Here is a 21,039-nt window from a genome sequence, read left to right as displayed (position 1 = left end):
ATAACTTGTACAGGCGCCGGTCACGCTGGGTGACGCGGGCCACGGGATAAGGGTGGGTCAATGGAGACTCCGGGGTCGCAGTCCTCGCTGCACCGGGCCAATCTCGAGCGGGTCGTGCGCGCCGTACGGCTTGCGGGGTCGCTCACGCAGGCGGAGATCGCGCGGACGACGGGCCTGTCCGCCGCGACGGTCTCCAACATCGTCCGGGAGCTCAAGGACGGCGGAACCGTCGAGGTCACCCCCACGTCCGCCGGTGGCCGCAGGGCCCGCAGCGTCTCGCTGAGCGGCGACGCGGGCATCGTCATCGGCGTCGACTTCGGCCACACCCACCTGCGCGTGGCCGTCGGCAACCTCGCCCACCAGGTGCTCGCCGAGGAGTCCGAGCCGCTCGACGTGGACGCCTCCGCCGCGCAGGGCTTCGACCGGGCCGAGGAGCTGGTCGAGCGGCTCATCGTGGCGACCGGCGTGGACCGGGCGAAGGTCGCGGGCGTCGGGCTCGGCGTGCCGGGCCCCATCGACGTGGAGAGCGGCACGCTCGGCTCCACCTCGATCCTGCCGGGCTGGTCCGGCACCAAGCCGGCCGAGGAGCTGGCCCGGCGCCTCGGCGTGCCGGTGCACGTCGACAACGACGCGAACCTGGGCGCGCTCGGCGAGCTGGTGTGGGGCAGCGGCCGGGGCGTGAAGGACCTCGCGTACATCAAGGTCGCCAGCGGAGTCGGCGCGGGCCTGGTCATCAGCGGGAAGATCTACCGCGGCCCCGGCGGCACGGCGGGGGAGATCGGGCACATCACGCTCGACGAGTCGGGCCCGGTGTGCCGCTGCGGCAACCGCGGCTGCCTGGAGACCTTCGCCGCCGCCCGCTACGTACTGCCGCTGCTCCAGTCCAGCCACGGGACCGACCTCACCATGGAGGGCGTCGTCCGGCTCGCGCGCGACGGGGACCCGGGCTGCCGCCGGGTCGTCGCGGACGTGGGGCGGCACATCGGCTCCGGCGTCGCGAACCTGTGCAACCTCCTCAACCCCAGCCGGGTCGTCCTCGGCGGCGATCTCGCGGAGGCCGGTGAGCTGGTCCTCGGCCCCATCAGGGAGTCCGTCGGGCGGTACGCGATCCCCAGCGCCGGGCGCCAACTCTCGGTGCTTCCGGGGGCGTTGGGCGGCCGGGCCGAGGTACTCGGAGCCCTGGCGCTGGCCCTCAGCGAGATGGGCGATTCGATGCTTTTGGACGGCTCCGGTGCGGGCTCTGTGCCCGCAGCTACACCTGCCTTCACTTAGAGAACGCATGACACCGTTGCCAACCCGTTAAGGATTTACTCCTTGACGCTGCCGTTGGGGCCGAGTTGACTTCCAGCCACCTCGGCCGCAACGACGCGGCCTCGTCAGGGAGGTTTCTGAAGTGAACACGCGTATGCGTCGTGCCGCCGTTGCTGTCTGCGCCACCGCCATGGCCGTTTCGCTGGCCGCCTGTGGCAGCGCCAAGGAGTCCAAGGACGAAGGCGACAAGGCCGCGGGCAAGAAGACCGACGCGCTGAAGATAGGTCTGCTCCTTCCGGAGAACCAGACGGCGCGTTACGAGAAGTTCGACAAGCCCATCATCGAGCAGCAGGTCAAGAAGCTGACGAACGGCAAGGGCACGATCAAGTACCTCAACGCCAAGCAGGACGCCTCCGTCCAGTCGCAGCAGATCGACACGATGATCACCAACAAGGTGGACGTGCTGATCCTCGACGCGGTCGACTCCAAGGCCGTCGCCGGCGGTGTGAAGAAGGCGAAGGACGCGGACATCCCCGTCGTCGCCTACGACCGCCTGGCCGAGGGCCCCATCTCCGCCTACACCTCCTTCGACAACCAGGAGGTCGGCAAGGAGCAGGGCAAGGCGCTCCTGAAGGCCCTGGGCGACAAGGCCAAGCCGAGCAACAGCATCGTCATGATGAACGGCGCCGCCACGGACCCGAACGCCGGTGACTTCAAGAAGGGCGCCCACTCCGTCCTCGACGGCAAGGTGAAGGTCGCCAAGGAGTACGACACCAAGGAGTGGAAGCCGGAGAACGCCAACACCAACATGGAGGGCGCGATCTCCGCGATCGGCAAGGACAAGATCGTCGGCGTCTACTCCGCCAACGACGGCCTCGCCGGCGGCATCATCACCGCGCTCAAGGGCGCGGGCGTCTCCAAGCTTCCCCCGGTCACCGGCCAGGACGCCGAACTCGCGGGCGTGCAGCGGATCGTGACGGGCGATCAGTACATGTCGGTCTTCAAGTCCTACCCGCAGGAGGCCGAGACCGTCGCCAAGATGGCCGTCTCGATCGCCAAGACGGGCAAGCTCGACAGCTCGCTGCAGACCACGAAGGTCGACAGCGGCACCGAGAAGGGCATCCCCTCCGTGATCGTCCCGATCGTCTCGTTGACGCAGGACAACATCAAGGACACGGTCATCAAGGAGGGTTACTACACGGTCAACGACATCTGCACGCCGAAGTACAAGAAGGCGTGCGACAAGATCGGCCTGAAGTAACCCGAAGCACCCGGGGGCGCGCCTCGACGTAGCCCGCAGCCCCCGGCCACGGCCCTCACGGGCCCCTGATGCACGTCCGGCGCCCCGCCGCCAACAGCCCCGCAAGCTCAACGGCGGGGCGCCGGACGGAACTCCAACACCCCCCTCATTCTTCTGAGTTCAACCTCCCGCCGGGCCAGGCCCGTGACGGTGAAGGAGATGGTTCACGTGTCCGCTACGCCCGTGCTGGCGTTGCGCGGGGTCTCCAAGCGATTCGGTGCCGTCCAGGCGCTCACCGACGTAGAGCTTGAAGTCCACGCCGGTGAAGTGATCGCCCTGGTCGGCGACAACGGCGCCGGAAAGTCCACCCTGGTCAAGACGATCGCCGGCGTGCACCCCATCGATGACGGTGTCATCGAGTGGGACGGCAGGGCCGTGGCGGTCAACCGGCCGCACGACGCCCAGGACCTCGGCATCGCGACGGTCTACCAGGACCTCGCGCTCTGCGACAACATCGACGTCGTCGGCAACCTCTTCCTGGGCCGCGAGATCAAGAAGCGCGGCGTCCTCGACGAGGTCGAAATGGAGCGCCGCGCCCAGGAGTTGCTGGAGACGCTGTCGATCCGGATACCCAGCGTGCGGATCCCGGTCGCCTCGCTCTCCGGCGGTCAGCGCCAGGTCGTCGCCATCGCCCGCTCCATGCTCGGCGAGCCCAAGCTGGTGATCCTCGACGAGCCCACCGCCGCCCTCGGCGTCGAGCAGACCGCGCAGGTCCTCGACCTCGTCGAGCGGCTGCGCGAGCGCGGTCACGCGGTCATCCTCATCAGCCACAACATGGCCGACGTACAGGCCGTCGCCGACAAGGTCGCGGTCCTGCGACTCGGCCGCAACAACGGCGTGTTCGAGGTCAAGAGCACGTCCCAGGAAGAAGTCATCTCCGCCATCACCGGCGCCACGGACAACGCCGTGACTCGTCGTGCGGCCCGCGCGAACGGGGGGCTCCAGAAGTGAGCATCGAAAAGACCAACGTCACCAAGACGAAGTCTCCCGTGGACGCCCCCGGCGTGGCCGCCGGCGCCGCCGTCACCGCCGTCGACCCCCGACTCCTCGTGCGCGAGCAGGGCTTCGCCGGGTACCTCAGCGAGTTCAAGCGCAAGGTCAAGGGCGGCGACCTGGGCGCCATCCCGGTCGTCATCGGCCTGATCGTCATCTGCGCGATCTTCCAGAGCCTGAACTCGGCGTTCCTCGGCGCGGAGAACATCAACAACATCCTCGTCGCGATGGTCGCCACCGGCATGATGTCGGTCGGCATCGTCTTCGTGCTGATGCTCGGCGAGATCGACCTCTCGGTCGGCTCCGTCTCCGGCGTCTCCTCCGCGATCACCGCGGTGCTGAGTGTCACGCACGGCGTGAACGAGTGGCTCGCCGTCCTGATCTCGCTCGCCGCGGGCGCGGTCATCGGCGCCCTGCACGGCTTCTTCTTCGCACGGCTCGGCGCCCCCGCCTTCGCCGTCACCCTCGCCGGGCTGCTGTTCTGGAACGGCTTCATGCTCCAGATCCTCGGCTCCAACGGCACCATCAACATCGACGGCGACGGCGTGGTCGGCAAGCTCACCACGTACTACTTCTCCGATGTCGCGGCCGCCTACGGCCTCGCCCTCATCGCGGTCCTCGCCTACTTCGTGCCGACCTTCCTCGGCAACCGGCGTCGCGAGGCCGCGGGCATCCCGTCCCGGCCGCTCAGCGACATCATCATGCGCACGGTGCTGCTCGCGATCGCCATGTTCGGCGTCGCGATCATCTTCAACCAGTACAAGGGCCTGCCGCTGGCGGTGCTGCTCTTCGGCATCGTCCTGGTCGGTACGGACTTCCTGCTGCGCCGCACCTCGTACGGCCGCAAGGTCAACGCGCTCGGCGGCAGCGTCGAGGCCTCCCGCCGTGCCGGTATCAACGTCACGGCGATCCGCATCTCCGTGTTCTCCATCGCGGGCCTGTTCGCGGCGGTCGGCGGCCTCTTCTGGGCCTCCAAGATCGCGGCGGCCAACCAGAGCGCCGGCGCGGGCGACCTCCTGATGAACGTCATCGCCGCGGCCGTCATCGGCGGCACCAGCCTCTTCGGTGGCCGGGGCCGCACCTGGAACGCGCTGCTCGGTGTGCTGGTCATCACGTCGATCCAGTACGGCCTCGCCCTTCAGGGCATCGCCACCCCGATCCAGTACATGATCACCGGCGGTGTGCTCCTCGCCACGGTCGTCATCGACTCGATCACCCGTAAGACCCAGAAGACGGCCGGCCGCGCCTGACGGCAGCCGCGCCCCTTCTGGCCTGGACTGACTGTGCCCGGCGTCAATGGCGACGCCGGGCACAGTCACGCACGGCACCCGGCGGGGCGGGTGCCATTTTGTGACGAGGGCGTGACGAGGAAGGCACAGCCCGGACGCCGCTTTCAGCGGCGGAACATTAGACTCGACTGGCCCGACAAGCTCGACGCTCAACCAGCTGCTACTGACAGCTCATACAGCTCTATCGCAAGGAGGCACGGGTGCCGCTGCTGACCCGCATCACGGGACCGCGCGATCTGGACCGGCTCAGCCTGGAGCAGCTGGACCAGCTGGCAGGCGAGATCCGGACCTTCCTCGTCGACGCGGTTTCCAAGACCGGCGGCCACCTCGGCCCGAACCTGGGCGTCGTCGAGCTGACGATCGCCCTGCACCGCGTCTTCGAGTCCCCCCAGGACAAGGTCCTGTGGGACACCGGCCACCAGAGTTACGTGCACAAGCTGCTCACCGGCCGCAACGACTTCTCCAAGCTGAAGCAGAAGGGCGGCCTCTCCGGCTACCCCTCGCAGGCCGAGTCCGAGCACGACGTGATCGAGAACAGCCACGCCTCCACCGTCCTCGGCTGGGCCGACGGCCTGGCGAAGGCGAACGAGATCCAGGAGCGCGACGACCACGTCGTCGCGGTCATCGGCGACGGCGCGCTCACCGGCGGCATGGCGTGGGAGGCCCTGAACAACATCGCGGCCGCCAAGGACCGCCCGCTGGTGATCGTCGTGAACGACAACGAGCGCTCCTACGCCCCGACGATCGGCGGCCTCGCGAACCACCTGGCGACGCTCAGGACCACCGACGGCTACGAGCGCTTCCTGGCCCGCGGCAAGGACCTCCTGGAGCGCACCCCGGTCGTCGGCAAGCCGCTGTACGAGACGCTGCACGGCGCCAAGAAGGGCCTCAAGGACTTCATCGCCCCGCAGGGCATGTTCGAGGACCTCGGCCTCAAGTACGTCGGCCCCATCGACGGCCACGACATCGAGGCCCTGGAGTCCGCCCTCACCCGCGCCAAGCGCTTCGGCGGCCCCGTCATCGTGCACTGCCTCACCGAGAAGGGCCGCGGCTACACCCCCGCCCTCCAGGACGAGGCCGACCGCTTCCACGGCATCGGCCCCATCCACCCCGACACCGGCCTCCCCATCAAGGCCTCCGGCGCGGACTGGACCTCCGTCTTCGGCGACGAGATGGTCAAGCTCGGCCGCGAGCGCGAGGACATCGTGGCGATCACCGCGGCGATGCTCCAGCCGGTCGGCCTGAAGAAGTTCGCCGAGGAATTCCCCGAGCGGGTCTACGACGTCGGCATCGCCGAGCAGCACGCGGCCACCAGCGCGGCGGGCCTCGCGACGGGCGGCCTGCACCCGGTCTTCGCGGTGTACGCCACGTTCCTCAACCGCGCCTTCGACCAGCTCCTCATGGACGTCGCCCTGCACAAGTGCGGGGTCACCTTCGTCCTGGACCGGGCCGGCATCACCGGCACCGACGGCGCCTCCCACAACGGCATGTGGGACATGTCCCTGCTCCAGGTCGTCCCCGGCGTCCGCATCGCCGCGCCGCGCGACGCCGACCAGGTGCGTGCGCAGCTCCGCGAAGCGGTCCAGGTCAAGGATGCTCCGACCGTCGTCCGCTACTCGAAGGGCGCGGTCGGCCCCGCCGTCGAGGCGGTCGGCAAGGTGGGCGGCATGGACGTGCTGCGCGAGCCGTCCTCCGACCGCCCGGACGTCCTCCTGGTCTCCGTCGGCGCGCTCGCCCCGATGTGCCTGGAGATCGCCGACCTCCTCGACAAGCAGGGCATCACGACGACCGTCGTCGACCCGCGCTGGGTCAAGCCGGTCGACGAGGCGATGGCGCCGCTGGCGGAGCGCCACCGGGTCGTGGTCACGGTCGAGGACAACTCCCGGGTGGGCGGCGTCGGTTCGGCCGTCGCGCAGGCGCTGCGCGACGCGGGCGTGGACGTTCCACTCCGGGACTTCGGTATCCCGCCGCGCTTCCTCGACCACGCCTCCCGCAAGGAGATCATGGCCGAGATCGGCCTCACGGCCCCGGACATCGCCCGCCAGGTCACGGGTCTCGTGTCCAAGCTCGACGGCCGCTACACCGGCTCCGCCGCGGATACGGTCGAGGCGGCGCGGGACTGAGCGCCCTCCGGCCCTGGCGACCGGGCGGGCAACGCGTGCCTCTGCGGCGGCTCGGGCCAATCAAGCCCCTGCGGCGATTGAGCAGCGGGGTCCGGGGCAGCGCCCCGGGAGCGCAACCCCGTCCGGCGTTACGGCCTCGGGGCTCCGCCCCGGACCCCGCGCCTCAATCGCCGGCGGGGCTTGAGGTGGCCCGCCGCGCCCACAGTGGCCCGCGGGGCTTGATTTGGGCGCGGATCCAGGGATGGGGCCGGCCCATCGCCCAGACGGGGGCCCGGTTGGCCCCATTCGCATGAACCCGGAGGAACCACCCGCGCGCCGAAGGCAACTCGTCTCGATCATGTCGGAGACGACGAAGCCACGGAGGTAGCCGGTGACCACCCAGCCAGACAGAGGCGCGGAGCGAACCCGTAACGGGCTGTTCCGGACGAAGTCCATCGAGCAGTCCATCCAGGACACCGAGGAGCCCGAGCACAAGCTCAAGAAATCCCTCTCGGCCCTCGACCTCACGGTCTTCGGCGTCGGCGTCGTCATCGGCTCCGGCATCTTCGTCATCACCGGCACCGCCGCCACCGACTACGCGGGCCCCGCCGTCACCATCTCCTTCGTCGTCGCCGCCGTGGTCTGCGCCCTCGCGGCCCTCTGCTACGCCGAGTTCGCCTCGACCGTCCCGGTCGCCGGATCCGCGTACACCTTCGCCTTCGCCTCGCTCGGCGAATTCCCCGCGTGGATCATCGGCTGGGACCTGATCCTCGAACTCGCCCTCGGCTGCGCCACGGTCTCGGTCGGCTGGTCGGGGTACGTACAGTCGCTGCTCGACAGTTGGGGCATCCCGCTGCCCGCCGCCCTCCAGGGCCCGGGCTCGGGCCACGACGGGTTCAGCTTCAACATCGCCGCGTTCCTGCTGGTCCTGGCCGTGATGACGGTCGTAGTCATCGGAATGAAGCTGTCGGCGTGGGTGACCTCGGTGGTCGTCGCCATCAAGGTGACGGTGGTCCTGATCGTGATCGCGGTCGGCGCCTTCTTCATCAACGCCGACAACTACAGCCCGTACATCCCGCCCGCCCAGGAGAACAAGGGCGGCTCCGGCCTCAACGCCACCCTCCTCGAAGGCATCGCGGGCTTCACCCCGTCCAGCTTCGGCGTGATGGGCATCTTCACCGCCGCGGCCGTCGTCTTCTTCGCGTTCATCGGCTTCGACGTCGTCGCGACGGCCGCCGAGGAGACCCGTAAGCCGCAGAAGGACGTCCCGCTCGGCATCCTCGGCTCCCTCGCCATCTGCACGGTCCTGTACGTGGGCGTGGCCGCGGTCGTCACCGGCATGCAGAACTACCAGGACCTCGACCCGGGCGCCCCGCTCGCGGAGGCGTTCAAGTCGGTCGGCCACCCGTTCTGGGCGGGCCTGATCTCCTTCGGCGCGGTCGTCGGCCTCACCGTCGTCTGCATGATCCTGCTCCTCGGCCAGAGCCGCGTCTTCTTCGCGATGAGCCGCGACGGCCTGCTGCCGCCGGTGTTCCGAGCGGTGCACCCCAAGTTCCGTACGCCGTACCGCTCGACGATCATCCTGGGCGTCCTGACGGCCCTCGTCGCGGGCCTCATCTCCCTCGAAGAACTCTCCAAGCTGGTCAACATCGGCACGCTGTTCGCCTTCGTCGTCGTCGCGCTCGGCGTCCTCATCCTGCGCCGCACCCGCCCCGACCTGCCGCGCGCCTTCAAGGCCCCGTGGGTCCCGGTGCTGCCGATCGCGTCGGTGGCGTGCTCGGTGTGGCTGATGCTGAACCTGTCGGTGGAGACGTGGCTGCGGTTCGCCGTGTGGATGGTGGTCGGCGTGATCATCTACTTCGCGTACGGCCGCAGGCACAGCCGCGCGGCGAGGACCAGCGCCGACGCCCAGTAACGACGACCGGATCACAGCTTGACGCACCTGCTCACCGGGGCGCCGCCGTCCCGGCCGCACGTATCCGTACCGGAGGGCGGCGGCGCTCCGCACGCGAGCCCCGCCCTCCGCTACTGGACCCGCCTGCTCCCCGCCCTCGTGGCCCTCGTCTGCGTCACCCGCGCCCCGTCCTTCACCCGCCCCCTGTGGAACCCGGACGAGGGCTATCTCGCGGTCCAGGCCCGCATGCTGGCGCACGGCGGCACGCTCTACGAAACCGTTGTCGACCGCAAACCCCCGCTCGTGCCCTGGCTCTACGAGGGGGTGTTCGCGCTCTTCGGCTCGGACTCGCTGACACCGGTGCGGGTCTGCGCACTGGCGGCACACGTGGTGACGGCGGCACTCCTGGCCTCCCTCGCCCGCCGCCGCTGGGGCGACACGGCGGGTCGCACGGCGGGCATCCTGTACGTCCTGCTCTCCATCGGCCTGAACCCGGAGGACACGCAGGCCGCGACCTTCGAGGTGTTCATGCTGCCGTGGACCGCGGCGGCGATGTGGTGCGCGGACCGGCGCAGGTGGGGGTGGTGCGGGCTCGCGATCGCGGGGGCGTTCCTGGCGAAGCAGACCGGGGCGGCGGTGCTGCTGCCGGTGGTGTGGATGTGGTGGCGGTCGGGCCGTCCGCGACGTGGCGCGCTGTGCCTGCCGCTCGGGCTCGCGGCCCCCGTCCTCGCCGCCGCCCTCGCCACGCACCCGGCCGGCTTCGTCTTCTGGACCGTGACCGGCTCGGGCGCCTACGCCGCCGTCACCGGCTCCGAACTCCACGTACTCGTACGGGGATTGACGAACGCGGCGATCCTCGCGGTGGCCTGCGCGGGCGTGCTGCCGCCGCTCGCCCGGATGCTGCGGGTCGCGCGAACAGGCTGCGCCGACCTGTACCTGTGGCTCGCCTCATCGACCGCCGCGGTCGTCTTCGGCTTCCACTTCTTCGGCCACTACTACCTCCAACTCGTCCCGCCGTTGGCCCTGTTGGGCGCGCTGGCGTTGCGTATTCTCTCTCGCGAACACCGGACGCGCGCGCTGCTCGTGTCGGCGTGCTGCGGGGCCCTGTTCGTGTCCTGGGGCCTGCTGGCACCCCGTACGGAGCTGGACCACGCGGAACGCGTCGCGGCGGCCCTCCACGAGCGCACCTCCCCGGACGACCGGGTCCTGATCTGGGGCATGCACCCGGAAACGTACTGGCTGACAAACCGCACCCCGGCGAGCCGCTACCTGACGGCGGGACTGCTGACGAACTTCAGTGGGGGGCGGGACGGGGGTGGGGTGGGGGAGCGGTTCGCGGTGGCGGGGAGCTGGGACACGTTCCGGGCGGAGGTACGGGGCCGCCCCCCGACGGTGATCGTCGACGACTCGCGGGGCGCGCCGTACGGGCCGGGACGGGTGCGGTCGTTGCGGGACGTCCTCGGCGCGTACCGCGAAGTGGCGCGGGTGGACGGCGCGGTGGTGTACGAGCGCGCCCAGCCGGGGGCGGCAGGCCCTAGGAGCCGCCCTGCGCCGGGGACTTCTTCGCCGACTCCGGGATCTCGCGGTCGCCCCTGATCGCCTTCCACAACGTGTCGGCCTGCGGCTGCGCGGCCACCACGCGGTTGCGGTCCACCTTGTCGTACGCGACCGGAAGCATGATCGTCTCCATGCTCGCCGGGTCGACGCCCCGCATGCTCCGCCCGAACTTGGCGAGCTTGGTGAGCGAGGCGAGCCCGTCGTCGGTCGTCATCGACTCGGTGAGACTGTTCGCGATCTTGTACGTCTTGGTGGGGCTGCCCAGCAGGTCCTGCTGCTTGATCTCGCTCAACAGGGCGATCATGAACTGCTGCTGGAGCCCGATGCGGCCGAGGTCGGAGCCGTCGCCGATGCCGTGCCGGGTCCGTACGAACGCCAGCGACTGGGTGCCGTCCAACTTGTGCGTACCGGCGGCGAGGTCGAGCCCGCTGGACGTGTCGTGGATCGGCTTGTCGACGGTGACGCTCACGCCGCCGATCGCGTCGACCAGCCCCTTGAACCCGGCGAAGTCGATCTCCACGAAGTGGTCCATGCGGACCCCCGACATCGCCTCGACGGTCTTCACGACACAGGCAGGACCGGCCAGCGAATACACGGAGTTGAACATCACCCGCCGCGCCTCCGGCGTGCTCGTGCCGTCCGCCTTCGTGCACGTCGGCCGGGTCACGAGGGTGTCGCGCGGAATGCTCACGGCGGTCGCCCGGGAGCGGCCCTCGGGTACGTGAAGCACCATCGCGGTGTCGGACCGGGCACCGGCGACCTTGCCGGTGCCGAGCGAGGCGTTGGCGCCGGAGCGGGAGTCGGAGCCGAGCACGAGGATGTTCTGCCCGGACGTCGGCAGCTTCTCGGGGCGGTCCCCGCCAATGGCCTTGTCGAGGTCGACGCCGTCGATGTTGCTGTTGAGGTTGTCGTAGAGCCAGTAGCCGGTGCCGCCTGCGGCGAGGACGAGGACCAACAGCCCGTACAGGAACCACCGCAGCGCACGGCGTCTGCGGCGTGGCTTCGTCGCGCGCCGGCGCCCGTTGGCGCGGCGATGGGACGGGGGTGCTGCGGTGTCGGAGCTCATCTCGCTCAATCCTCTGTATGCCAAGGGTCCTGACGGCGTGACGCGCGTCGCGCGCCGCGTGGGGGGACCGGCGAGGGAACCACGAACTATAGACGGAAGTTGCCGGATTGATGCCATCTTTGATCACTGACAGTGTCGATGTGATGTAAAAAGCGAGAGCAATTGGGGCGTTGGCCGTCATATGCCCCGAAGGGCTCTGGACAAGAGATGAGCGAAGTGTGAACATCCCGTGCAGCAGTTCTGCGTGCAACTGTTGCGCTGAATACGCCTGGGGGGGCGGTGGGGTTCAACAAGGACAGTGTTGTCGTGTACGGCTTCGCTGCTCACGTTGCACATTCGCCGACCGGACGCGCTCCGGTCGGCCCTGAGACACCGGATTCGAGGCACAACTGATGAAGCTCTCCGTCATCGTGCCCATGTACAACGTGCGCGACTACTGCGTCACGACGCTCAAGTCCCTTGCCTTCAACGCCCGTCAGGACTTCGAGTTCATCGTCGTCGACGACTGCTCCACCGACGGCACTTGGGAACTTCTGCAGCGGGAGATCCGCAAGGTGCCCGGCGGGGTGCTCTACCGGAACCCGCAGAACTCCGGCATCTCCACGACGCGCAACACCGGTCTGCGCCTGGCCAAGGGCCAGTACGTGGCCTTCCTCGACGGCGACGACTGGTTCGCGCCCGGCTACCTCGCCCGACTGGTCGCGGCCATCGACCACTTCGGCTGTCACTTCGTCCGCACCGACCACGTCCGCGTCGTCGGCAAGAAGCGCGAGGTCGTCCGCTCGCCCCAGGCCGTGCGCAACACCCTGCTGTCGCCGATCGATTCGATCATGCCTGTGGACGCGTCCACCATGGTCGACTACCCCTTGGTGTGGGCCGGGATCTTCAACCGTGAGGTCCTCGCGAGCCGCGACCTGCTCTTCTTCGACGAGACGCTGCGCACGGCCGAGGACCGCATGTGGACCTGGCGGCTGCACCTCAACACCGACACCTACGTCGCCGTAGACCTGGCGGGCATCTTCTACCGCCGCGACGTCACCACCTCGCTCACCCGCATCCCGGACGAGCGCCAACTCGACTTCATCCCCTGCTTCGACCGGGTGGTCCAGGAAGTGGCCGCCCACCCGTGGGGACAGCAGATCATGCCCAAGGTGATCCGGACCTACTGCGCGATGATGGCGATCCACCTGGACCGGGCCGACACCTACGAGGACGACGTACGGGCGCTGCTCAAGGGCCGGACGGCCCATGCGCTGCACCGGCTGCCGCAGGCACTGCTGGAGCAGACACTGGAGGACATGGGCGAGCGCCGCGCCCAACTCATCAACGCCGTGCGCGACATGTCGTTCGAGGCCGAGTCGGCCGTGTCCGCCGCCCCCGCCCCGCGGCGCGGCGCGCGGCGTCCGTCCCGCCGGGAGCGTCGTGCCGCCCCGGACGCGCGCGGCATGCGCAGGCCCGTAGAGGCGACGGCATGAGGGGCAGCCAGATATTCGTCGCCTCCACCCTGTACGGGGCCCTGACGCTCTCGGCCGCCATCGACGCCGGGCAGTTCGGGCCCGCCCAGGGGGTGCGCCGCATCCTCGTGGTGTGCACGAACACGGAGATCCCGGAGGTCACCACTCCGCTGCACGCCATGCGCGGATTCGAGGCGCTGCGGCCCCGGTTCGACCTGGTGGTCTCATGGAACGACGTGATCTTCCCGTACCACCCGAGCCTGTGGGACCCGCGCGTCGAGGACGTGGCCATGTGGCGTGAACTCCTCGGTGTGCGCTGGCAGTTGCTCCAGGCTCCGATGGAGCTGGTCGTCGAGTCGATCCAGGTGAAGCCGGCCCTGTCCTTCTGCAAGATCTTCCGAAACGCGCAGATCACGGTCTACGCCGACGGCCTCATGACCTACGGCCCCACGCGCAACGCGCTGCCCCGCGACGTGTACACGCGCATCCGGCGCACCCTCTACCTCGACCTCATCCCCGGCCTGCGGCCGCTGCTCCTGAGCGAGTACGGGATCCCAGGCGAGCCGGTCGACCCCGGTGCGGTGCAGCGCGTCTTCGGAGAGTTCGGGCAGGCCTGCGGGCGGGTCCTCGCCGGGCTGATCCCCGCGGGTTTCCCGGCAGGGCGGTCCGGATCGGCCATGCTGCTCGGCCAGTACCTGTCGAGCATCGGGCTGCTGACCGAGGAGGAGGAAGAGCAGCTGCACCTGCGGATGTTCGAGGCCGCGGTGAACCTGGGCTTCACCTCCGTGGTGTTCAAGCCGCACCCGAGCGCGCCGCAGAGCTTCAGCGACTCCCTCGTACTGCGGGCCGGCGAACTCGACGTACGGATCGTGGTCCTGGACACCCCGCTGCTCGCGGAGGCGGTCTTCGGGTATCTGCGGCCCAGCGTGGTGATCGGCTGCTTCTCCACGGCCCTGTTCACCGCCCGCGCGGTCTACGGCATCCCGGCCGCCGCGGTCGGCACCCGTGAGGTGCTGCGCAAGATGCGGCCCTACCCGAACAGCAACCGCGTCCCCGTGACGATCTGCGAGGTGGCGCTGCCCGACCTGGAGGGCAGCGGCTTCGCGGCCACCGACCTGCTGAGCGATCCCCAGTGGGTGCAGCGGGAGTTGGCCGAGTACATCGCCGCCGTCGGGTACTGCATGCAGCCGGAGCGGAACCCGCACCTTCGGGAGCGCGCCGTCGCCTACGTGGCCCGCGTCCTGCCGCAGCTGGAGGTCCGCCCGGTCCTCGGCATGCACTTCAAGCCCGATCTGCTGTACAAGCTGTCCCTGCCGGGAGCGCCGTCCGAGGCCGAATGGCAGGCGATGGAGGGGGAGAAGGGCCGCAAGGGCAAGAAGAGCGGGCCGAAGGTCAAGCCGTCCCAGGAGACACTCACGGTCGACTCCTTCCTCGAACACCTGGAAGCCGACGAGACCGACGCCGCACGGCGCATCGGCGAGGCGATCCTCAAGGACCGCAAGCCCATGGACGTCCTCATCGGGATGGCGCGCATCCACGTCATGGAAGACGACTACGAGCAGGCCAAGCGGATGCTCTCGCTCGCCGCCATGTCGGGCGACGACCGGGCGATGACCTGGATCAAGATCGCTGAAGTGGCCTCCCTGATCGGCCGGGAAGGCAAGTCGCTGCGCGTCTTCGCCGCCCAGGAGGCGCTGCGGATCAACCCCGAATCCGCCGCCGCGGCCCGGCTCGTCACGGCACGGGGGGCGCGCAAGGCGGCCAAGGCGATGGCCCCCGGATGAGCGGGGAGCCGGTCCGGGCCGCTCCCGGCACGATCACCGCAGACACCACCTGACCCAGCCCGGTCCTCGGTCCCGCCCGCCGGGACACCCCCGCGACCCGAAGGAACACCACAGGCGATGCGTATCCACGTACTCGCCGACTCCGACACCCGATGGAAGTGGGGTGGCGAGTTGGCGCAGCGGCTCCACCCCCACCCCTGGGTGCACGCCCACATGCTCAACGGCCGGGCCACGCCCACCGCGAGGCAGATGGCCGAGGTGGGCATCGAACCCGCCGCGGTGACCCAGTCGTCGGTCGCGGAGTTCGTCACGAGCGGCGAACTGCACCGCGCCGACGTGCTCATCGTGGGCTCCGTCGGCGGTACCACCCAGGCCGTCCTGCACGGCCTCGGCCGCGCCTTCGAGGAATCCGCGCACCGCCCCGTCCTGGTCACCGGATACGTGGGCGTCGTCTACGAGAACCTGACGGACGGGCTGCTGCTGCGGGCCGGCGCCGACGTGGTCCTGGCCAACAGCCCCTTCGACGCCCGCCGGTTCCGGGAGATCTACCGGGGCCTGGGCATCGACGACCGGTGCGTGGTGCAGACGGCGCTGCCCTTCTTCGCCGATGAGCGCTACGACCCGCTGCGCACCGGCGCCACCCACCCGTTCACCGTCACCTTCGCCGTGCAGCCCTCCGTGCCCGAGGACCGCGACGGACGCGTCTACATCCTGCGCCGCGCCATCCAGCACGCCCGCCTCCGCCCCGGCCGCGAGGTGCTGATCAAGCTGCGCTCGCGGCCGGGCGAGCAGACCACGCACATCGAGCCGTACCACTACGAGTCGCTCGCCGAACAGCTCGGCGAGCCGCTGCCGCCCAACCTGCGGTTCGTGTACGGAAACATGGCCGAGGTGCTCGACCGCACCGACCTGCTGGTCACGGTCAGCTCCACCGCCGCCCTCGAATCGATGCACCGAGGCATCCCCACGGTGATCCTCAGCGATCTGGGCGTGCGCGAACCGCACGGAAACCACTACTTCACCGGCTCCGGCTGCGTCGCCTCCTGGAACGAGATCGACGAGGGCGCCCAGCCCTACGCCGAGCCGGGCTGGCTGGAGGAACAGGGCATCCTCGCCCACGACCCCTACGCCCAACTGCGGGACCGTGTCCTGCGGTTGAGCCGGAGCCCGCTGCCGCGGATCCGGCCGTACTACACGATGCAGAACGCCGCGGGCTATCTGCCACGGCTCCTGGCCAGGCGCGGACTGGCCCCCGACGGAACGCCGCTGCCCCACTCAGCGGGCTCCGCCGGTCAACGCCCCGGTCTGATGGCCCGAACCTCACGGAAGGCGCTGCGCCGCGCCTACCGGTTCGGCGTCCAGAACGTGGCGCCGAAGATCCAACGGTGGGGCGGCCTCTAGACCCCGGGCCACCCGCCCCTCCCGCCACCCCGCCCCCCCCTCACGCGGTTCCCCCCCCACCTCGTCCCACGCGCACGGCCCCACGCCGTGCGTGCCCCGTTCGGCTACCCGTACCACCACGAGGTATGACATGTCACCATCTCCAGCTCCTGTCGTCGTCGCCGTGATCCCGGCGCGCGGCGGCTCCAAGGGCATCCCCGGAAAGAACCTCGCCCCCGTGGCCGGGGTCTCCCTCGTGGGCCGTGCCGTGCGGGTCTGCCGCGAGGCGCGCGCGGTGACACGCGTCGTCGTGAGCACGGACTGCGCGGACATCGCCGCTGAGGCCCGCCGCCACGGGGCCGAGGTCGTGACACGCCCCGCCGAACTGGCCACCGACACAGCCACCAGCGAGTCGGCGCTGCTGCACGCCCTGGACACCATCGAGGAACGGCACGGCGAGCCCACCGACGTCCTGCTGTTCGTCCAGGCCACCAGCCCGTTCCTGGCGCGGCAGGACGTCGAGGGCGTCGTCTCGGCCGTCCTGGAGGGCGGCGCCGACAGCGCGCTCACCGCCTCCGCGTTCCACGGGTTCGTATGGCGGGGCGTGCGCGAGGAGGGCAAGCGGGCGCTGATGGTGGCCGAAGGGGTCAACCACGACAGCGCCGAGCGGCTGCGCCGCCAGGACCGGCCTGAGGAACTCCTTGAGACGGGCGCCGCCTACGCGATGCGCGCGCAGGGCTTCCGGGACAAGAACCACCGGTTCTTCGGGAACATCGCCCTGGTGCCCGTCGACGCCGCCCGCACCCTTGAGATCGACGAGCCCGCCGACCTCGAACGGGCCCACGCCCTCGCGCAGTTCACGGACGAGCGGCACTTCCCGACCCGCGCCGACGTCGACGCCGTCGTCCTCGACTTCGACGGCACCCAGACCGACGACCGCGTCTGGGTCGACGCGGACGGCCACGAGACCGTGGTCGTGCACCGCGGCGACGGCATGGGCATCGCGCGCCTGCGCAAGGCCGGCGTGCCCGTACTGATCCTCTCCAGCGAGACCAACCCCGTGGTCTCCGCACGGGCGGCCAAGCTCGGCCTGCCCGTGATCCAGGGCGTCGACAGCAAGGACGTCGAACTGCGCAAGTGGTACGAGGCCGAGGGCATCGACCCCGGCCGGATCCTCTACGCGGGCAACGACGTCAACGACCTGCCCTGCTTCGAACTCGTCGGCTGGCCCGTGGCCGTGGCCGACGCCCACGACATCGTCCGTGAACGAGCACGCGCCGTGACCACGTCACGCGGGGGCCACGGCGCTGTCCGCGAAATCGCAACGCACCTTCTCGGAAAGGCACTTTGAACCATGCAGCACCGCCCTGTCCGCACCATCGGCTCCCGTCCGGTCGGCCATGGGTCGCCCGTCTACGTGATCGCCGAAATCGGCATCAACCACAACGGTGACCTGGAGAACGCCCTCGCCCTCATCGACGCCGCGGTCGAAGCAGGCTGCGACGCCGTCAAGTTCCAGAAGCGCACCCCGGAGATCTGCACGCCGCGCGACCAGTGGGACATCGAGCGCGACACCCCCTGGGGCCGCATGACGTACATCGACTACCGGCACCGCGTCGAGTTCGGCGAGGACGAGTACCGGGCCATCGACGAGCACTGCGAGAAGAAGGGCATCGACTGGTTCGCCTCCCCGTGGGACACCGAGGCCGTCGCCTTCCTGGAGAAGTTCGACGTCCCCGCCCACAAGGTCGCCTCCGCGTCCCTGACGGACGACGAACTGCTCCGCGCCCTGCGCGCCACCGGCAAGACGATCATCCTGTCCACCGGCATGTCGACCCCGGCCCAGATCCGGCACGCCGTCGAGGTCCTCGGCAGCGCGAACATCCTCCTGCTGCACGCCACGTCGACGTACCCGGCCAAGGCCGAGGAGCTCAACCTCAACGTGATCAACACGCTGCGGGCCGAGTACCCCAACGTCCCGATCGGCTACTCAGGACACGAGATCGGCCTGCAGACCACGCTCGCCGCCGTCGCCCTCGGCGCCTGCGTGGTCGAGCGCCACATCACGCTCGACCGCGCCATGTGGGGCTCCGACCAGGCCGCCTCGGTCGAGCCGCAGGGCCTCACGCGGCTCGTCCGTGACATCCGCACCATCGAGCAGTCCCTCGGTGACGGCGTCAAGAAGGTCTACGAGTCCGAGCTCGGCCCGATGAAGAAGCTGCGCCGCGTCACCGGTGTGGTGGCCGGATCGGTGGCCCCGGTCGCATGATGAGCACCCTCGCCCTGGTGGAGAGCCCCGCCCAGCTGCTCAACGTGGCGGAATGGGCACACGCGGGCGACCAGGGCGAGGGGGCCCCGCTCCACGTGGCCGTACTGCTGCCCCTGGACCCGTGGTCGCGGGTGCAGCTCGCCCGGGTCACCGAACTGGCCGTGGCGTCCGGGCTCTCGGTCACGTGCTTCGAGGTGCGCTCCGGCACCGTGCGCCGGATGCGGCAGTTCGCCGCGGTGCGCCGCCTGGTGGCCGACGCCGAACGGCTCGTGGTGGGGGACCTGTTCTCCGGCATGGTCCAGACGCTGGTGCCCGCGGCCACGGCCCGTGAACTCGTGATCGTCGACGACGGCACGGCGACCACCGAGTTCGTCCGCGTCGTCACGGAGGGCCGCCGCCTCACCCGCTGGCACCAGCAGACGCAGGGCTCGGGCCGCGGCGGCCGCGCCCTCGACTGGCTGTCCGAACCCACCCTGAGCCGTACGTTGTTCACCTGCATGGAAGTCGCCGCGCCCAACGGCATCGAGGTCGCGGCCAACGCGTACGCCTGGACCCGCACCCGCTTCCCGAGACCCGCCACCCGGGGCGGGGCCGATCTGCTGGGCACCTCGCTGGTGGAGACCGGCATCGTGGGGGAGGAGCACTACCTGCGGGCGGTGGAGGACATCGTGCGCAGACGCGGGGTCGACCGGTATCTGGCCCACCGCAGGGAGAGCCGGGAGAAACTGCGCCGGATCGCCGAGGCCACCGGAGCGCGGGTGCTGCGCCCCGACCTCCCGCTCGAACTACTCGCGGCGCAGGGGCCGGTGGGGCACACGGTGCTGACGTTCCCCTCCACGGTGGCGCACACGCTGCCCATCGTGCTGCGCGGCCTCGGTGTCCGGATCGAACTCTGCGAGATCGACGAGGAGTGGTTCACGCCTCTGGCGGACGATCACGCGGTGGGGTTCCTGCGTGCGATGGCGGAGTCGGCGCGACGCAGACACGGACTCCCGAGCATGCGGACCGCGGTCGGCGGCTGACCGGCCGACCTCGGGTCACACGCGCCGCCACTGGCCCAACTGCAGTCCGTCGGGGGATGACTGACGTGTCGTCTGCGGCATCCCGTCGGTGTCGATGATGGCCAGCACGATCCGGCCGTAGGCGTCGAGCGCCACCGCCGGGTCGCCGATGCAGGGGCGGTCGACCTCGGCCCACTGCACCCCCCATTCCTCGGCGTTGGTGACGAACGCGCCGAAGATCGGGCTGTCGTTCATGCCCCGATGCACGAGCACGGTGCAGTCCTGCCCGGCTATCAGGGTGCGCAGGGCGCAGACGGCGCCGCCGCCCGGGGCGCCCCCGATCTGCATGATCGTCCCGTTGGGGCGAATGGCCAGCAGTCCGTGTGCGTAGGCATCGCCGACGTAGAAGGTCAGCTGGTCCTCGGAGGTCTCCAGGGCCGTTCCGGTGCCCGGCACCATGGTCACGTGGATGTCGTCCCGCCGCTCGAACGGGCCGCCCGCCGAGGCCTGCTGCCAGTGGTGCACCGGCTTGTCGGACGGCGCCAGCACGCCGATGCGTCCCTTCGCGGTGACACCGACGGCCACGCCGTCGTGCAGGGCGCTGCCCCGCAGGTCCTGCCAGGCCTTCCAGTTGCCGCCCTTGTCCTCGTGCCGAAGGTGCAGTCCCCGGCCCGCGTTGCGGGCGAGGACGTGCAGGGTGCCGGCGGAGTCGACGGCACCGACGGGACGGCCGAGACGCGGGTGGCGCTGGTCGGTCTCCTTGTACGGATTGGACAGCGCCCGCCACTCGTTGAGGGGCCGCCCCGACTGGTACTGCATGGAGTACATGAGGTCGGTCACGGCGCGGCCGTCGCCGCGCTCACGTACGCGATGGGCGAGGAAGTGCAGATACCCGTTGGCGCCCTGGGTGATCGACAGGTGGTTCAGGCCGGGCGGCACGGGAAACACCTGCGGCCCCTGCCAGTCGGGCCCGCCGGGCCGGGTCTCCGTCCAGCGCAGCAGGCCTTCGGGCGACAGCGCGAACAGGGTGAGCCGGCCGTCCGTGCCGCGCGTGAGCCACTTGCCGCCGACCGGCCCCGAGGCCCGACGCGCCGGGGGGGTCGACCGGCCGGAACCGAGGTCGGGCGCGCTCTGCGCGGCCTTCGTCCGTCGCCCCATCAGGCGCCCCCTTACGCTTTCCCAGAAGGGCCTCCCCCCACGGTGGCCACAATCTCCACATTATACGGCGCTGTGTTGACACTTCCTTCACTGTGGCGCCCAACTCCGGTCATGGAGCGCCAGGGGCACGGATGGACGGACCGTTCCTGGGGAGCCGGGCTCACGGGCAGACGGTCCGCGGCTCACGGGTAGACGGTCCGCGGCCCCACGCACCGTGCCCCCGACGCGGCCACCCGGTCCCGCAGCTCGCGGTCCGCCGTCACCACCACGCACGCCCCCTCGGCCCCCGCCGCCACCGCCACGATGTGGTCGTCCCCCTCGCCGGGCGCCTCCTCCACCCGCACCCCGGGCACCGGCTCGACCCCGCGGGCCCGGCCCTCCAGGACCAGCACCACATCCTCGTCGGGGTGTTCGCGTGCGTACTCGGCGAGCCGGTCCCGCAGCCGCTCCGCCGCGGCCCGCCGGTCGCGCCACCATCCGTCGGGCACGGAACCGACCACGTTCGCGCCGTCCACCACCAAGAGCGTCGTCATGTGCGGAA

The 21,039-nt window shown here is 70.2% G+C and carries 16 protein-coding genes; 13 read left to right on the top strand and 3 right to left on the bottom strand.

The window, feature by feature from the left end; genetic code table 11:
- The first annotated feature begins 60 nt into the window (after positions 1-60).
- The 7 genes from RBJ65_RS10030 (at position 61) to RBJ65_RS10000 (ending at position 10,425) form a co-directional block, all read left to right on the top strand.
- A complete protein-coding gene (locus RBJ65_RS10030) occupies positions 61-1,272 on the top strand; it encodes an ROK family transcriptional regulator (RefSeq protein ID WP_306318252.1) in 1,212 nt (403 codons plus the stop codon).
- Between the two features lie 121 nt (positions 1,273-1,393).
- Entirely contained in the window at positions 1,394-2,512 is a 1,119-nt protein-coding gene (locus RBJ65_RS10025; RefSeq protein WP_306318253.1) for a sugar ABC transporter substrate-binding protein, read from the top strand.
- A gap of 198 nt (positions 2,513-2,710) precedes the next feature.
- On the top strand, positions 2,711-3,502 hold the full coding sequence (locus RBJ65_RS10020) for an ATP-binding cassette domain-containing protein (protein ID WP_306318254.1): 792 nt from the start codon (positions 2,711-2,713) through the stop codon (positions 3,500-3,502).
- Entirely contained in the window at positions 3,499-4,794 is a 1,296-nt protein-coding gene (locus tag RBJ65_RS10015) for a sugar ABC transporter permease (protein ID WP_306318255.1), read from the top strand. The genes RBJ65_RS10020 and RBJ65_RS10015 overlap by 4 nt, the downstream gene beginning before the upstream one ends.
- Positions 4,795-5,033: 239 nt before the next feature.
- Positions 5,034-6,956, top strand: coding sequence for a 1-deoxy-D-xylulose-5-phosphate synthase (gene dxs, locus RBJ65_RS10010; protein WP_306318256.1), 1,923 nt, complete (start codon positions 5,034-5,036; stop codon positions 6,954-6,956).
- A 370-nt stretch (positions 6,957-7,326) separates the two neighbouring features.
- Positions 7,327-8,850 carry an amino acid permease gene (locus tag RBJ65_RS10005; RefSeq protein WP_306318257.1) on the top strand — a complete coding sequence of 508 codons (1,524 nt, stop codon included), beginning with the start codon at positions 7,327-7,329 and terminating at the stop codon, positions 8,848-8,850.
- Between the two features lie 18 nt (positions 8,851-8,868).
- Complete coding sequence (locus RBJ65_RS10000) at positions 8,869-10,425, top strand: glycosyltransferase family 39 protein (protein ID WP_306318258.1); 1,557 nt, start codon at positions 8,869-8,871, stop codon at positions 10,423-10,425.
- Here RBJ65_RS10000 and RBJ65_RS09995 read toward each other — a convergent pair.
- The gene (locus tag RBJ65_RS09995; RefSeq protein WP_306318259.1) at positions 10,364-11,452 is read right to left on the bottom strand and encodes an LCP family protein; all 1,089 of its coding nucleotides are present in this window, start codon (positions 11,450-11,452) and stop codon (positions 10,364-10,366) included. The genes RBJ65_RS10000 and RBJ65_RS09995 overlap by 62 nt on opposite strands.
- Before the next feature lie 389 nt (positions 11,453-11,841).
- On the opposite strand from RBJ65_RS09995, the gene RBJ65_RS09990 reads away from it, so the two are divergent.
- The 6 genes from RBJ65_RS09990 to RBJ65_RS09965 all read left to right on the top strand — a co-directional run bounded on the left by RBJ65_RS09990 (position 11,842) and on the right by RBJ65_RS09965 (position 19,361).
- A complete protein-coding gene (locus tag RBJ65_RS09990; protein WP_372341238.1) occupies positions 11,842-12,927 on the top strand; it encodes a glycosyltransferase family 2 protein in 1,086 nt (361 codons plus the stop codon).
- Complete coding sequence (locus RBJ65_RS09985; protein WP_306318261.1) at positions 12,924-14,690, top strand: polysialyltransferase family glycosyltransferase; 1,767 nt, start codon at positions 12,924-12,926, stop codon at positions 14,688-14,690. Before RBJ65_RS09990 ends, RBJ65_RS09985 begins: the two co-directional genes overlap by 4 nt.
- Positions 14,691-14,807: 117 nt before the next feature.
- Positions 14,808-16,091 carry a DUF6716 putative glycosyltransferase gene (locus RBJ65_RS09980; protein WP_306318262.1) on the top strand — a complete coding sequence of 428 codons (1,284 nt, stop codon included), beginning with the start codon at positions 14,808-14,810 and terminating at the stop codon, positions 16,089-16,091.
- A gap of 130 nt (positions 16,092-16,221) precedes the next feature.
- Positions 16,222-17,421: an acylneuraminate cytidylyltransferase gene (locus RBJ65_RS09975; RefSeq protein ID WP_306318263.1), complete on the top strand. Its 1,200-nt coding sequence runs from the start codon at positions 16,222-16,224 to the stop codon at positions 17,419-17,421.
- Positions 17,422-17,424: 3 nt separating this feature from the next.
- A complete protein-coding gene (locus RBJ65_RS09970) occupies positions 17,425-18,339 on the top strand; it encodes an N-acetylneuraminate synthase family protein (RefSeq protein WP_306318264.1) in 915 nt (304 codons plus the stop codon).
- A complete protein-coding gene (locus RBJ65_RS09965; RefSeq protein WP_306318265.1) occupies positions 18,336-19,361 on the top strand; it encodes a hypothetical protein in 1,026 nt (341 codons plus the stop codon). Before RBJ65_RS09970 ends, RBJ65_RS09965 begins: the two co-directional genes overlap by 4 nt.
- 15 nt (positions 19,362-19,376) lie before the next feature.
- Here RBJ65_RS09965 and RBJ65_RS09960 read toward each other — a convergent pair whose 3' ends face one another.
- Both RBJ65_RS09960 and RBJ65_RS09955 read right to left on the bottom strand, forming a co-directional pair.
- Positions 19,377-20,498, bottom strand: coding sequence for a hypothetical protein (locus tag RBJ65_RS09960; RefSeq protein WP_306318266.1), 1,122 nt, complete (start codon positions 20,496-20,498; stop codon positions 19,377-19,379).
- 182 nt (positions 20,499-20,680) lie between these two features.
- On the bottom strand, positions 20,681-21,031 hold the full coding sequence (locus RBJ65_RS09955; protein ID WP_306318267.1) for an NTP pyrophosphohydrolase: 351 nt from the start codon (positions 21,029-21,031) through the stop codon (positions 20,681-20,683).
- Positions 21,032-21,039: the final 8 nt, after the last annotated feature.

It is taken from the genome of Streptomyces sp. KL109B (assembly GCF_030766935.1).
GTDB lineage: Bacteria > Actinomycetota > Actinomycetes > Streptomycetales > Streptomycetaceae > Streptomyces.
This window is presented reverse-complemented; position numbering and strand designations above follow the sequence as displayed.

What these genes read in the sequence shown, in the direction of transcription:
- RBJ65_RS10030 (WP_306318252.1), top strand. Translation starts at nt 61, where the DNA reads ATGGAGACTCCGGGGTCGCAGTCCTCGCTGCACCGGGCCAATCTCGAG.
- RBJ65_RS10020 (WP_306318254.1), top strand. Translation starts at nt 2,711, where the DNA reads ATGGTTCACGTGTCCGCTACGCCCGTGCTGGCGTTGCGCGGGGTCTCC.
- RBJ65_RS09995 (WP_306318259.1), bottom strand. Translation starts at nt 11,452, where the DNA reads ATGAGCTCCGACACCGCAGCACCCCCGTCCCATCGCCGCGCCAACGGG.
- RBJ65_RS09985 (WP_306318261.1), top strand. Translation starts at nt 12,924, where the DNA reads ATGAGGGGCAGCCAGATATTCGTCGCCTCCACCCTGTACGGGGCCCTG.
- RBJ65_RS09980 (WP_306318262.1), top strand. Translation starts at nt 14,808, where the DNA reads ATGCGTATCCACGTACTCGCCGACTCCGACACCCGATGGAAGTGGGGT.
- RBJ65_RS09975 (WP_306318263.1), top strand. Translation starts at nt 16,222, where the DNA reads ATGTCACCATCTCCAGCTCCTGTCGTCGTCGCCGTGATCCCGGCGCGC.
- RBJ65_RS09970 (WP_306318264.1), top strand. Translation starts at nt 17,425, where the DNA reads ATGCAGCACCGCCCTGTCCGCACCATCGGCTCCCGTCCGGTCGGCCAT.
- RBJ65_RS09965 (WP_306318265.1), top strand. Translation starts at nt 18,336, where the DNA reads ATGATGAGCACCCTCGCCCTGGTGGAGAGCCCCGCCCAGCTGCTCAAC.
- RBJ65_RS09960 (WP_306318266.1), bottom strand. Translation starts at nt 20,498, where the DNA reads ATGGGGCGACGGACGAAGGCCGCGCAGAGCGCGCCCGACCTCGGTTCC.
- RBJ65_RS09955 (WP_306318267.1), bottom strand. Translation starts at nt 21,031, where the DNA reads ATGACGACGCTCTTGGTGGTGGACGGCGCGAACGTGGTCGGTTCCGTG.